We start from the raw sequence: 12,271 nt of genomic DNA, 5'->3' as shown, positions 1-12,271 counted from the left end.
GACCCTCGAATTATACCCCGCATGCGTAAGGCTGACCGCTCCGTTGATCCGCTCGCCCTCGGACCGCGCCAGAATGACGACACGGCCTCAGCGTGTTGTCGGCGCGGCCTCGAGGGTGGCTTGCTCGTTGACACGCCGGCGAGCCTCCTGCAGCTCCCGGTAGGAGGCATGGGGATGAAGGGTGGACTTCGCCAGCTCGACGTTGCCACCGAACCCCTCGATGAGAAACGCGAGCCCGCTGTAACGGAGCGTGCGCGAGACGTATACAGTGACGACGATGCTCAGCGTGAGGTAGACGAAGTAGGTGAACGAGGTCAGCACGAGGGGATTCCTCCTGGTGGAACGAACGGGCACAGCACGGCGACTGCGCAAAAGCATCCCTCCGCCGCGAACACTCGACTTCCAGGCTCCTCGCTTTGGAACAAGCCACTCAGCGTCTTTTTCAACTCAGTGAGTTACAGACTTCCAGGAAGATAGTCGGGAAGCCCGCGGCGCGCACGCTCGCGCGGGCCCGCAAGCGGGGGCCGTGCTCGACCGCCTGGCGCAGCCGGACATGCCCGTCGTGCTCGTACGCCGCAAGGCGCTGCCCCTGCGGTCACGAGGGCCCGCCATGTCCCCGGCGGCGCGGCGACCGTGGTCGAATCGAGGTCTTCATCGTGCAGCGGCACGATGCCGGTGATGGTTTATCCTCGCCTAGGCCTCGCCGGATCTCCGCCCGAAGAGTCCAGCTGCTCGCTCGGCCAAGGGCAGGCGAGCGCCGTAGGCCTGCGCGGAACACGCCAACAAGGCGAGGCCCTCCGCCACGAGATCGCGCCGCTTCGGTAGCCGCCAGCTTGGGTGATCGTACTGTGCAGCCAGATCAGTCGAGGCGATGCGACGTAAGAACCCCGCCTCCACGGTTGGCGGTGAGTGCACCGACACGGCCAAACGCTGGTGACTGGCGCCGGAACCATCCAGCACCTCAAGCGCAATGCACAACATCCACTCCCGCACCTTCTCCATTCACTACCTCTGGACTTTCGGGTCGTTCTTCAGAGAGTTCACTCTATACCGATTGCTTTCACTAGCCCGTTCGGCCTGCTACTCGTCATAAGCGAGCGGTTGACTTTCCAGAACGCCGGCGCCGGACCCGCCAAATCGACTTGACCCCTTGCTTATGCGGAGCGCATCACAATGGACCCGAAACTCCATCGCGAAACGTCCGCGCCAGTTCCCGCACGAGGCGCTGAAATACAACGGCCTGCAGCAAACGTGGCTGCCAGCAAGACAACCGGGAACCGAACAATGAAAACTTCACTCCAGATTGCCGCGGTCTCAACCGCCCTTGTTGCCGGATACGTGTGGTCCATCGCTCACACGCCCGCCAACGAGTCCTTCGCCGGTCCGCTGCACGGTCCGCTGTTTGGCAGCACCGTAACGGTGCCCTCCAACGCAGTGGCGCCTGTCGGTGGTGCACCTGACACTTCCAACACGATTGGCGTCGACGCCGACACCGTCGCTCTCGCCATGCAGACGGCTAACGCGACGGTCTCTGCGCCCGTGTCCATCGATTTACACAGCACCCTGTCACCGTCGCAGATCGACGCGGCTCGCGCGAAGATGAGCGCCCCCCTCGCCCAGCTCGCGGCTGCCGGTGGCAACGCCCCCGTGAGCGTGGTGGTGAGCTACGAGACGCACCCGGAGCTGTTCGACGACGCCAAGGTGGCGCAGCTCGGTGGCACGGTGACCCACAGCTATCGCACGCTCGACATGCGCGCAGTTACCCTGCCAGCTGACGTGATCGATAGTCTCGCGATCGACGAGAACGTCGACCATCTCGCCCTCGACGAGGTGGTGAGCGTCGCGTCGGTAGCCTCTCGCAACGCCGCCAAAGTGCCGCACACCAGTTCGGCCAACAGCGCCTTCTCGGGTACCGGCGTCAATGTCGCGGTGATCGACACCGGTGTGTCCCAACATGCGGACCTCGACGCCCAGATCTTGCAGTACGACTTCGTTGGCGGTAACTATCCCGCGCCCGAGATCGACGACGGCGAGATCGACGACTACGAAGATACGGGCCGAGCCGACGTGTACGGTCACGGCACCCACGTGGCAGGCATCATCGCCGGCCATGGCGGCAACTCCGGTGACGTATTCCGCGGCGCCGCGGAAGGTGCCGGCATACTCTCCCTTCGCGTCCTCGACGGTACCGGTCAGGGCGGCGTATCCGACACCTTAGCCGCCATCGACTGGCTGCTGACCTACGGCCAGTACTTCGATATCAAAGTCGTGAACATGTCGCTCGGCAAGGGCGTCACCGAGTCGATCGATACCGATCCGCTGGTGGCCGGCGTCGAGGCACTCTGGGATGCCGGCATGGTGGTGATCGCCGCTGCGGGCAACCTGGGCAACAACGGGCACTTCACCATCAAGAGCCCAGGTATCTCGCGCAAGATCATCACGGTCGGCTCTCTGACCGACATGGGGACTGGCCTCGACTACAGCGACGACTTCATCTCATCCTTCTCCAGCCGCGGGCCGACCCTCATCGACCACGTGCTGAAGCCGGATCTGGTGGCGCCGGGCAACCGCGTGGTGGCTCCGATCCCCGATGGCGCCGCCCTGCGTGCGGATCTGCCGGACCGCGTAGTCGCCTGCAACGTAGCCGGCTGCGACGACGACTACCTGTCCCTGTCGGGCACTAGCATGGCAGCCCCGATGGTTGCCGCCGCAGCTGCCTTGATGCTGCAGAAGGACCCGAGCCTGAGTCCAGCCACCGTGAAAGCACGCCTGATGCTCTCCGCTCGCAAGCTGGACGTGGACCCGACCGAAGGCGGCGCAGGACTGCTCGATATCGACGCGGCCATGAACGAGACCGTCGTGGTCTCCGGCCAAGCCCTCTCGCCGCTGATGCAGCACGTGCCTGGTCAAGACGGCGTGCTGGTGGAGGACACCGCCAACCTCTGGGGCAACACTGCCTTCGCCTCGGGCTACCTGTGGTCCGATGGCTACCTCTGGAGTGACGGCTACCTTTGGAGCGATGGCTATCTGTGGTCCGACGGTTACCTATGGTCCGACGGCTACCTCTGGAGCGACGGCTATCTGTGGTCCGACGGCTACCTCTGGAGCGACGCAGTCGGTAACGGCGACCCACTCTACGAGCGCACCGGGGCCTCTAGCCTGATCTTGAACGACGACTAGGCAAGATCCGCCTACCACCACCCTAGAAGGAGGGGCGGCGCAAGCCGCCCCTCCTTCGTTGTTTCCGTGTATCCGACATCGGTGCGCCCGGCGCCTCTGAAGCCGCCCCGCCCGCCTGCCCGCCCCAGTGCGCGAGCCGCCCACCCTGAAGCACCGCGTACCATTTCTAGCTATTTATTCAATTAGCAATTTCCATCGAGCGTAACGCACATCTCGCGCCGCCGATGCTGAGAAAGCGGACTTGACGCATTCGTTATGCGGATCACATCACACTCTCGCACCACACCGCCCCTGAGAGATACACGCCGGCTGGCCGGCAAACGGGTGAAATGGCTCCAGCAAACTGAGTCGCATGAAGCTAACCTCCAGACCGGGAACCGAACTATGAAGCCCACCATGCAGATCGCCGCGATCTCCACCGCCCTTGTCGCTGGGTACGTGTGGTCCATCCACACTGAAAGGCCTCTCGACGGCGCATCGCTCGCCCCTTCGCCCCAGGGCATGCTCCTCGGCGCCAACGCGCAATCGCCAGCGGGCGCGGACGGGCTCCGCCCAGCTGAGGCGCTAGCCGTCGACGAGTACGGGTTGCGTGTGGACAGTGAGGGAGCCATCCCAGCCATGCAGAGCGCCAACGCATCGGCGGCAGTGGCCGCCACGATCGGCGTGCCTGAAGCGCTCACGCGGTCGCAGATCGACGTCGCGCGCGCCAAGATGGTCCCGCCCCTGGCCCAGATGGCTGCGGCTGGCGGAACCGCGCCCGTAAGCGTAGTGGTGAGCTACGAGGCGCATCCGGAGCTGTTCGACGATGCGAAGGTGGCCCAGCTGGGCGGCACGGTAACCCACAGCTACCGCACCCTCGACATGCGCACGGTCAGCCTGCCCGCGGGAGCGATCGACCGCCTGGCGATCGACAGCAACGTCGACCACCTGGCGCTAGACGAGGCGATTAGCGTGAGCTCGGTAGCCTCGCGCAAGGCGGCCAGGCTGCCGACGGTCAACTCAGCGAACTTTCCGTTCAACGGTTCCGGCGTGAAGGTGGCCGTAATCGACACAGGCGTTGCTGCCCACGATGACCTGAGCCATAAGATCGTCTTGCAGTACGACTTCGTCGGCGGCCAATACCCCACGCCCACGATCCTCAACGGTCAGGTCGCGGCCTACAACGGCAGCCCGCGCGAGGACGTGAACGGCCACGGCACCCACGTGGCGGGCATCATCAACGGCCGCGGTCGCAACTCCGGGTGGGACTTCCGTGGCACCGCCCGCGGGGCCCAGGTGCTGTCCCTACGCGTACTCGACGGTCAGGGCCGCGGCGGCGTCTCCGATGCCTTGGCGGCGATGGACTGGCTGCTTACTTACGGCAGCTACTTCGACATCAAGGTGGTCAACCTGTCCCTGGGCAAGCGCGTCAGCCAGTCCGTGGACACCGATCCCCTAGTCGCCGCCGCTGAGGCACTCTGGGATCAGGGTATGGTGGTCGTCGCAGCGGCGGGCAACCTTGGCCGCAATGGCAACTTCACCATCAAGAGCCCCGGCACCTCGCGCAAGATCATCACAGTCGGATCCATAACTGATCATGGCACCGGCGATGACTTCAGCGACGACTTTATCTCGACCTTCTCGAGCCGTGGTCCGACCCTCATCGATCATGTGCTGAAGCCAGATCTGGTAGCTCCGGGCAACCGCGTGGTCGCACCGATCCCGGACGTGGCCCAGCTACGTAGCGATCTACCTAACCGTATTGTCAACTGTACTCGGACGAACTGCCACGACGACTACCTGGCCCTGTCTGGCACCAGCATGGCCGCGCCCATGGTGGCGGCTGCTGCTGCCATGATGCTGCAGAAGGACCCTAGCCTGAGCCCCGCCACCGTGAAGGCCCGCTTGATGCGCTCCGCACGCAAGCTCAGCGCCGATCCTACAGCTGCCGGCGCCGGTCTACTCGATGTGGAAGCGGCGATGAACGACACCGCCGTGGTCACCGGCGAAGCCCTCTCGCCGCTGATGCTGCACGTGCCTGGGCAAGCGGGCGTGCTAGTGGAAGACACCGCCAATCTCTGGGGCGATGCGGCCTTCGCCAGCGGATACCTCTGGTCTGACGGTTATCTGTGGAGCGACGGCTACCTCTGGTCCGACGGTTATCTGTGGAGCGACGGATACCTCTGGTCCGACGGCTATCTGTGGAGCGATGGCTACCTCTGGTCCGACGGCTACCTGTGGAGCGATGCCGTGACCGAAGGCGACCCCCTGTACCAAGGCACTGGTGCATCGAGCGTCCTGATGCAAGACGACGACTAGGCAAACGGTCGATCGGGCTTGAACGACCGAATAGGGGGCGGCAACACTGCTCCCTTTTCTCTTTGCGAGCCCTGACTGCATGGTCCCCGCTGCGATCTGCGATGGCGCATACTGTGCGTCCATTGCTAGCAACACTCGGGAGAGGCGACCATGGCAAACGCACGCGTGACCGGTCTCGGCGGCCTATTCTTTCGCAGCAAGGACCCCAAGAGCACCATCGAGTGGTACCGAAAGCACTTAGGTATCGACGCTGCTGATTGGGGAGGTTTCGCTTTCCAGTGGACCGACAAGGACACGCCCTCGGAGACTGGCTACACCGTGTGGAGCGCCTTCCCGGACGACACCAACTACTTCGAACCCTCAAGCCAAGAGTTCATGATGAACTTCCGCGTCCAGGGCCTCGACGAGATACTTTGCGCCTGTCGCGAACAAGGCATCACCGTGGTGGGCGACGTGGACGCTCAACCCAACGGCCGCTTCGCCTGGATCCTCGATCCTGAGGGTCGCAAGATCGAACTGTGGGAGCCCGTACCCTCGAAGGAAGATCCTTACCTCGCCTAGCGCTTGTAGGTCGTATTCCTCGGGCTGCTCGTCGCCGGCCTAGTGACGACGGCGATCGTTTTGGCACTGGTCACCGCGGTGGGCGTACGCCTTGCCGAGCGGCGTGCACCACCCTGTGAGAGCCTTCCTCGAGGTAGGTTCGCAGCGCCTCCACTACACCGACCGAGGGGCAGGGCCCACGGTCGTGCTCACCCACGGCGCCAGCTCCAGTCTATTGGAGTTCGAAAGCTCGATCGCCCCGCTGCTCGCCCGTCGCCATCGGGTGCTCTGCTTCGATCGTCCAGGCTGTGGCCACAGCCCACGCTTGCGATACCGCAGGTGGCTGCTACCGCTCAATCGCCCATCCTATGCTGGCGATTCACGGCGACCAGGATGACATCGTGCCTTACTGGAATCATGGCCAGCGACTTGAAGCGATCATCGAATCCAGGACCTCGCAGGTGCTGCCAGGACAGAGCCACGCACTGCATCATGTGACGCCGGAGCATATCGCCGCCAGCATCGAGGCCCTCGTGGCGACGCTTCCGCCCCTTGAAAGCCTGCCCCGCGGGCGGCGAGCGAACAACTGACGTATGCTGGCGCACGAGCCATCGTCAAGGAAGGCAACATGCTCAGCACTATCCTCGCTTCGCTCTATCTCGCCAGCGCCGGCCCGCTCAACGTTGAGACGCACGACCCGCTGATCCTGCCCGGCAACGAGGCAGGCACGATCGACGATCTCGTCTTGCGCGTCACCGTGCCCGAGGGCGTCAGCGATACCCCGGTGATCGTCTGGTCCCACGCCTACGGCGGCAGCCGGCAAGCCTACGTGCCTCTGGTGGCACACTGGGCTTCCTGGGGCTACGCGATCGTGCAGATCGACCACAGCGACTCCTACCTGCAGCAGGACGAGCTGCCCGCCGATGGCTGCTCCCAGCAGTTCGACTTCTCCAACTGGGACGAGCGCGCCTACCAAGTGCGCTATGTGCTAAATCGCTTGGACACGATCGAGGCGCTCGCGGACGCGAGCTTCGATGGCGATCGCGTGGTCATCGGCGGCCACTCCATGGGCGCGCTCACGATGCAGCTGATCGCCGGCGCCAGACCCTTCGACGGCCGCGACTTCCAAGACCCCAAGCCCATCGCCGCCCTACTGCTCTCCGCCGTCGGCACGAATGTGGGACTGTTTGACGACGGCTCACATCTTGGCGTTTCCCTCCCCTTGATGGTGATGACCGGCACGGAGGATGGCGAGGAGGACTTTCCCTGGTACGAACGCACAGACCCATACTTCCTCGCCAGCTCGCCACTGAAGTACCTCCCTATCCTGGTAGGTGGCGATCATGCCTTCGGCGGCATCTTCGGCGACCTGCCGATCGAGACCTGTGACCTCGCGGACGACCCCCGTCAGCTGGACATCACGCGCTCGGCCACCATGATGTTTCTCGATACCCATGCGCGTCGGTCGCCCGTGGCGCGGGCCTATGCGCGCGGGGACGCGCTGCCGCGGGAGGCACCCGGCGAGGTGATCTACCTCTGGCAGTAGACGTCAAGGAGATCCCTGGGCGCAGCAACACCGGTCCCCCATCGCGCAAGGGGTCGCTGAGCGCCACACCCAGCGGCCCTCAAACAGCGGACGCTCACTCGCTCAAGAACTCCGCCGTCACCGTCCGGTCACCGGTGAGGATCGAGGTGCAAGCACCGGTGAAGAAGTTCTACGTGTCGCACTGCTCATCGACCCAGCCAATGAAGAAGTTCGATCCCTCCGCACGTGGGATAAGATCGAAGACCCCTGCATTGGGCAACAGATCCACGGTGCAGACGCCATCGACGCAGTACTCGGAATCCGGCAGTACGATCCCGAGGGGGCAATCTCCACCTACACGGGCCACGTCGATGCCGTGCCGCGTGCCCAGAGCGATCAACTGCGGGCCCGCATCCTGCACCGCCAGGGTGAGCTGGATCAGGCGAGGCCGCTGTCCCAACGAGCACTGGACGCAGCCCACAAGAACGCTGCGGAGCACCCAGATTTCTTAACCGATGCGGTCATCAATTTCGCTAGCTTTGCCCTGAGCGACGGCGACGCGCAGACCTCCATCGCCTTGAGCTGCGAGGGGATTGAGCGTCTGACAAGTGACCACGGGTCCGGTGACATCCGCCTCGCCGAGCCGCTCCACAACCTCGCCAACGCCCTCGCCAGCGCCCAACGCTGGGACGAGGCCGCGGCAGAATACCGCCGCGCTCTCGCGATCACCGACCAACACCTCTCCCCAAAGCACCAGACCAACGCGTTTCTACGCAACGGTCTGGCGCGCGCTGAGCAACGCCTGGGGAACGTGGAGGGGGCTCGGAATAGCTTCCATCTCGCCTTAGAGATCCTGCGCGCAAACTTCGGCGAAGTGCACCCGGACATCGGCATCACGCTCGCCAACGTGGGGCGCTTGGAGAGCAATGCGGGACAGATCGACGCGGCCCTATAGGCCTTCACCACCTCGCTTGCGATCCTAGATGAGACCTTACCGGAGCATTGGATCGGCCACGACGTACGCCGTCGACTAGGAGCCTTTCATTCGCTGTCGGAGCACTACACTGAGGCCGAACCCCTACAGCTCACCGCCTACGAGGGCCTGACGGCATCGCTCGGTGAAGCGCACGACGCCACCCGTGAGGCGCGCGCAGCACTCGCCACCTTGTACGCGCGCTGGGAACGAGCGAATCTGGCCGCGCGCTACGCACCACAGGAGACGCCCTAGGCCCGGGGCGGCGCTTGCTCCTGCTCAGCCAGCCACTCTCGGGCCTGCATCAGCCAGCCCTTCACCGTCACGTCATCGGGATTCATCGCCACCGAGGCCTCGAGAGCGCTGACGGCGCGGGCGTTGTCCTCAAGTCCCAGGTAACACAGGCCCATGTGGTAGCTGGCCAGCGCGTTCTCGCCGTTCTCGGCGCGCGAGCGCTCGAAGCACGCTAGGGCATCGTCGTAAAGCTCCATTTCCTGCAGCACGCAGCCGATGCTCATCAACGTGTCTGGCGTCTCGGGCACCTGGTACACCTGCGTGGCTGCGTAGCGGGCGCCATCGGCGAGGTCCTTCCACACGCTCGCATCCACCTCACGCACCTCGCTCAAGATCAACTCCAAATGCTGGTTGAACAGCTCCGGATCCCAGCGCAAGAGATTCATGTGGGCGACCAGCACTTCCAGCGGGCAATCGCCGGAGGTGTCGGCGAGGTGTGCTGAGACACGGAATAGATCTCCCGGGCTGAATCCGTTGAGGTGCGTCTCCACCGCTAGCCTCGTGCGCGGCAGGGCGTCGAGCCGCTTGCCTAGGAGGAACGCAGAGGTCGCCAGCCCTTGCTGAGTGCGCTGGTGGTAGACGTCGCCACCGCGCGCACGGCAGTACTCGCCGAGAGCCTCGAAGTTGACCATGATCGAGTGCGCTTCGTTGTGGAAGGCAAGCTCGGGCTCGTGGGCAGCGTATAGCGCCGCGTGGCCCGAGTAGGCCTTGTCGCTGCTGATCAGCAGCAGCTCGCGCTCGGCCAGCGCGGTGAGCTTGTCGATCACCTCCATAGCCGCGATCGGCATACAGAGGTAGCCCTCGCGCCCACTGTCGAGGTAGCGCTGGACCACGGCATCCTTCGCTTGGTCGGCGTAGTACGGCAGGGTCGCGCGCTGAAAGGTGAGCGGACTGTTGATGTCCTCCAGCGTGACCGAGTAGTTCTCGGGATAGTCCGCTTCGAAGGTGGGTGATGGTGGCACGCGGCCTTCCTCGAGCACGCCGCTCTCCACCCGGAAGACGTCGGTGGGAATAGAGTCGAACACGTAGTTCGCCAAAGCGATCATCGGCGTCCGTGGCCCATCGCCCTGGGCGATGAGGCTGGACAGGGGAGCACCGGCGAGCTCCAGAGGCGGGTCCGTGTCCGTGAGTAGATCGAGGGCGGCGAAATCGACCAGGCCGCTTTCGATGTGACTCTCCCAAGCGGGGTGGTGGCACCAGAAGTCCAGGTTGCGCTGGGCGACGTCGGTCAGCACGTAGGTGAAACGCAGGCGAGGATCGTCCAGCAACGCCAGGAGGTCCTTGAGGCGCTGCACGAGGTGGAACGCGAAGATCCCGGGCCCCGCCCCCACCTCTACGATCGGGAAGGTGAGGTGAACCTCGCCGGGCGTGCGCGCCGCCGTGTCTTGCATGTAGGCGAGAATCATCTGCGCGTAGGCGTTGGCGATGAAGGCGTTGCTGGTGGCGTAGAAGGGCACCTTGCCCTGCCAGGCAGCAACACCCTCACGGCAGTAGAAGGATTTCTGCCGCTGCCACAGATCGCTCTGCGAGAGACGCACGGCATCGCCAGCTGGGGGAGTGCTCATGGGAAGGTGGCGTCCGACGGATTGGTCTTGAGGGTTTGCGCCGCGACCCGACACACGGTGCCGCACGCGCGAGGCAGCCGATCATAGCAAGGGGTGTCGGCAAGCGAGGACGCCGCAGGTCACGATGTCTGCGCCGGCGAGGGATGACTTGCGCCACTCGTTGCCGCAGGATGCGCTTCTTCACCGCCCACCATGACCGCCGATTGCCATGACCCTTCCCGAGATCCTCGCCTCGCGCTACTCATGCCGTGGCTTTCGCCCGGCGCCCGTCGCGCCCGAACTGCTGAGGCAGATCTTCAGCGACGCTCAGCGCAGCCCCTCGAACTGCAACGTCCAGCCCTGGCAGGTGCTAGTGGCATCCGGCGAGGCCACCGCGCAGCTCAAGTCCGCGCTAGTCAAAGAGGTGATGACCCGGCAAACGCCAAACCCCGATTTCAACTGGGCCGTGGCCTACGAGAACGAACACCGCGAGCGGCAGTTCGGCGCTGCCAATGCCCTCTACGGCGCGCTCGGCATCGACCGCCAGGATAAGCCCGCCCGCCAGCAGGCGATGCTGCGCAACTGGCAGTTCTTCGACGCGCCCCACGTGGCGATCTTCACCATGGACACCTACCTCGACATCATGGGCGCCGTCGATGTGGGCATCTATGCGCAAACGCTGAGCCTGCTCATGCACGAGCGCGGTCTCGCCACCTGCATGCAGGGTGCCCTCGGCCAGTTCCCGGATCCGATCCGTGCGATGTTCGCCCTGCCGCAAGGGCGCGGCGTGCTGTTCGGCATGTCCTTCGGCTACGCGGATGAGGAGGCCCTGGCCAATCGTGCGCGCACCGATCGCGAGCCCCTCACCAACAGCGTCGTCTTCCGCGATTAGCCCGGCAGCGACGCGTCGTGTCTAAGGCCACCGGTGCGTCTCGGCACCCGATTCGTGACGGCATCCGCGACTGCATTGCGCTATTCGCCCCCGTGCTGCCCTTCGCCTTCGTCTTCGGCGTGGTCGTGGTGGAATCCGGGGTCGGGCACTGGCTGGGCTGGTCGACCTCGCCGATCATCTTCGGGGGCGCGGCCCAGCTGACGCTCCTGAGCCTGCTCGGCGAGGGCGCGTCGCTGGCGGCCGCGGTGACAGCTGCGCTGATCGTCGGCGCGAGGCATCTGCTCTACTCGGTGGCGCTCGCGCCGCGCTTCCACGGCCAACCTCGTTGGTTTCGCTGGATCGGGCCCTACGTGCTAGTCGACCAGGTTTTCGCCCTCAGCACCGTGCGAGATGATGATGAAGACCCGGCGACCTTCCGTGCCTACTACCTAGCGAACGGCTTCAGCTTCTGGACCTTGTGGATGCTATCGACCGCCGTCGGAATCTACGTGGGCCCTCTGCTACCGAAGACCGTTGATCTTGCTTTCGCCGCACCGGTTCTATTCACCGCGCTGCTGGTGATGGCTATTGATCGTTGGGAAAAGGCGGTAGTCGCATTGGTCGCCGCCCTTTGCGCGCTGCTCGCTAGCGGATTTCCCAATCGAGTGGGCCTACTGGTAGGGGCAGCGGTAGGAATTGCGCTTGGCATCGCTCTGGAGCTGCGGCGGCAGGGCCCACGGTGAGCATTGTAGTGGCCATCGTGGTGACAGGTGCGGGCACCTACCTGATGCGCGCACTTTTCATCCTGCTGCTAGCCGAACGCGAATTCCCCGCCCTAGCGCAGCGAGTGCTAGGCTATGTGGCCCCGGCGGTGATGGCCGCGCTGGTCGTATCGATGCTGGTGAGAGATGGCGAAGCCCAAATCGTTGGGTGGCCGGCCCTCGTGGGGTTAGCCACCACCGTCGCCGTAGCGTCTTTCACGCGTAGCCACGTGGTTACGCTAGTCGCCGCCATGGCGACCTATTGGGTGCTCAGCGCCCTGTAGC

13 protein-coding genes are annotated in these 12,271 nt (G+C 64.5%); 9 read left to right on the top strand and 4 right to left on the bottom strand.

What is annotated here, in order from left to right; translation table 11 throughout:
• Positions 1 to 87 precede the first annotated feature (87 nt).
• Complete coding sequence (locus AAGA68_07595) at positions 88 to 321, bottom strand: hypothetical protein (protein ID MEM9384910.1); 234 nt, start codon at positions 319 to 321, stop codon at positions 88 to 90.
• Between the two features lie 372 nt (positions 322 to 693).
• On the bottom strand, positions 694 to 1,002 hold the full coding sequence (locus AAGA68_07590) for a hypothetical protein (protein MEM9384909.1): 309 nt from the start codon (positions 1,000 to 1,002) through the stop codon (positions 694 to 696).
• Between the two features lie 282 nt (positions 1,003 to 1,284).
• Here AAGA68_07590 and AAGA68_07585 point away from each other — a divergent pair, with 282 nt between their 5' ends.
• From AAGA68_07585 to AAGA68_07565, 5 genes are all read left to right on the top strand, one after another.
• Positions 1,285 to 3,180 carry a S8 family serine peptidase gene (locus AAGA68_07585; protein MEM9384908.1) on the top strand — a complete coding sequence of 632 codons (1,896 nt, stop codon included), beginning with the start codon at positions 1,285 to 1,287 and terminating at the stop codon, positions 3,178 to 3,180.
• A 384-nt stretch (positions 3,181 to 3,564) separates the two neighbouring features.
• The gene (locus AAGA68_07580) at positions 3,565 to 5,478 is read left to right on the top strand and encodes a S8 family serine peptidase (GenBank protein MEM9384907.1); all 1,914 of its coding nucleotides are present in this window, start codon (positions 3,565 to 3,567) and stop codon (positions 5,476 to 5,478) included.
• Positions 5,479 to 5,628: 150 nt separating this feature from the next.
• Complete coding sequence (locus AAGA68_07575) at positions 5,629 to 6,039, top strand: VOC family protein (GenBank protein MEM9384906.1); 411 nt, start codon at positions 5,629 to 5,631, stop codon at positions 6,037 to 6,039.
• 287 nt (positions 6,040 to 6,326) lie between these two features.
• Positions 6,327 to 6,608 (top strand): alpha/beta hydrolase, encoded by a 282-nt coding sequence (locus AAGA68_07570; GenBank protein ID MEM9384905.1) that lies wholly within the window; start codon positions 6,327 to 6,329, stop codon positions 6,606 to 6,608.
• A gap of 38 nt (positions 6,609 to 6,646) precedes the next feature.
• Positions 6,647 to 7,564: a hypothetical protein gene (locus AAGA68_07565; protein MEM9384904.1), complete on the top strand. Its 918-nt coding sequence runs from the start codon at positions 6,647 to 6,649 to the stop codon at positions 7,562 to 7,564.
• A 169-nt stretch (positions 7,565 to 7,733) separates the two neighbouring features.
• On the opposite strand, the gene AAGA68_07560 is transcribed toward AAGA68_07565, so the two are convergent.
• Positions 7,734 to 7,910: a hypothetical protein gene (locus AAGA68_07560; protein ID MEM9384903.1), complete on the bottom strand. Its 177-nt coding sequence runs from the start codon at positions 7,908 to 7,910 to the stop codon at positions 7,734 to 7,736.
• Between the two features lie 9 nt (positions 7,911 to 7,919).
• Here AAGA68_07560 and AAGA68_07555 point away from each other — a divergent pair, with 9 nt between their 5' ends.
• Positions 7,920 to 8,498 carry a tetratricopeptide repeat protein gene (locus AAGA68_07555; GenBank protein ID MEM9384902.1) on the top strand — a complete coding sequence of 193 codons (579 nt, stop codon included), beginning with the start codon at positions 7,920 to 7,922 and terminating at the stop codon, positions 8,496 to 8,498.
• 269 nt (positions 8,499 to 8,767) lie between these two features.
• On the opposite strand, the gene AAGA68_07550 is transcribed toward AAGA68_07555, so the two are convergent.
• Positions 8,768 to 10,375: a tetratricopeptide repeat protein gene (locus AAGA68_07550; protein MEM9384901.1), complete on the bottom strand. Its 1,608-nt coding sequence runs from the start codon at positions 10,373 to 10,375 to the stop codon at positions 8,768 to 8,770.
• 208 nt (positions 10,376 to 10,583) lie between these two features.
• On the opposite strand from AAGA68_07550, the gene AAGA68_07545 reads away from it, so the two are divergent.
• The 3 genes from AAGA68_07545 to AAGA68_07535 are packed head-to-tail and all read left to right on the top strand — an operon-like array spanning position 10,584 to position 12,270.
• Positions 10,584 to 11,246: a nitroreductase gene (locus tag AAGA68_07545; protein MEM9384900.1), complete on the top strand. Its 663-nt coding sequence runs from the start codon at positions 10,584 to 10,586 to the stop codon at positions 11,244 to 11,246.
• A gap of 17 nt (positions 11,247 to 11,263) precedes the next feature.
• Positions 11,264 to 11,968, top strand: coding sequence for an AzlC family ABC transporter permease (locus AAGA68_07540; GenBank protein MEM9384899.1), 705 nt, complete (start codon positions 11,264 to 11,266; stop codon positions 11,966 to 11,968).
• Positions 11,965 to 12,270 (top strand): AzlD domain-containing protein, encoded by a 306-nt coding sequence (locus AAGA68_07535; protein ID MEM9384898.1) that lies wholly within the window; start codon positions 11,965 to 11,967, stop codon positions 12,268 to 12,270. Before AAGA68_07540 ends, AAGA68_07535 begins: the two co-directional genes overlap by 4 nt.
• The last annotated feature ends 1 nt before the right edge of the window (position 12,271 follow it).

It is taken from the genome of Pseudomonadota bacterium (assembly GCA_039193195.1).
Taxonomy (GTDB): Bacteria; Pseudomonadota; Gammaproteobacteria; order Steroidobacterales; family JBCBZW01; genus JBCBZW01.
Note: the sequence above shows the minus strand (reverse complement) of the source record. Positions and strands in the feature narration are given on the sequence as shown.

Bases quoted from the DNA above. Each gene is read 5' to 3' on its own strand.
- AAGA68_07550 (MEM9384901.1), bottom strand. From the start codon at position 10,375: ATGAGCACTCCCCCAGCTGGCGATGCCGTGCGTCTCTCGCAGAGCGAT.
- AAGA68_07545 (MEM9384900.1), top strand. From the start codon at position 10,584: ATGACCCTTCCCGAGATCCTCGCCTCGCGCTACTCATGCCGTGGCTTT.
- AAGA68_07565 (MEM9384904.1), top strand. From the start codon at position 6,647: ATGCTCAGCACTATCCTCGCTTCGCTCTATCTCGCCAGCGCCGGCCCG.
- AAGA68_07575 (MEM9384906.1), top strand. From the start codon at position 5,629: ATGGCAAACGCACGCGTGACCGGTCTCGGCGGCCTATTCTTTCGCAGC.
- AAGA68_07585 (MEM9384908.1), top strand. From the start codon at position 1,285: ATGAAAACTTCACTCCAGATTGCCGCGGTCTCAACCGCCCTTGTTGCC.
- AAGA68_07580 (MEM9384907.1), top strand. From the start codon at position 3,565: ATGAAGCCCACCATGCAGATCGCCGCGATCTCCACCGCCCTTGTCGCT.
- AAGA68_07590 (MEM9384909.1), bottom strand. From the start codon at position 1,002: ATGGAGAAGGTGCGGGAGTGGATGTTGTGCATTGCGCTTGAGGTGCTG.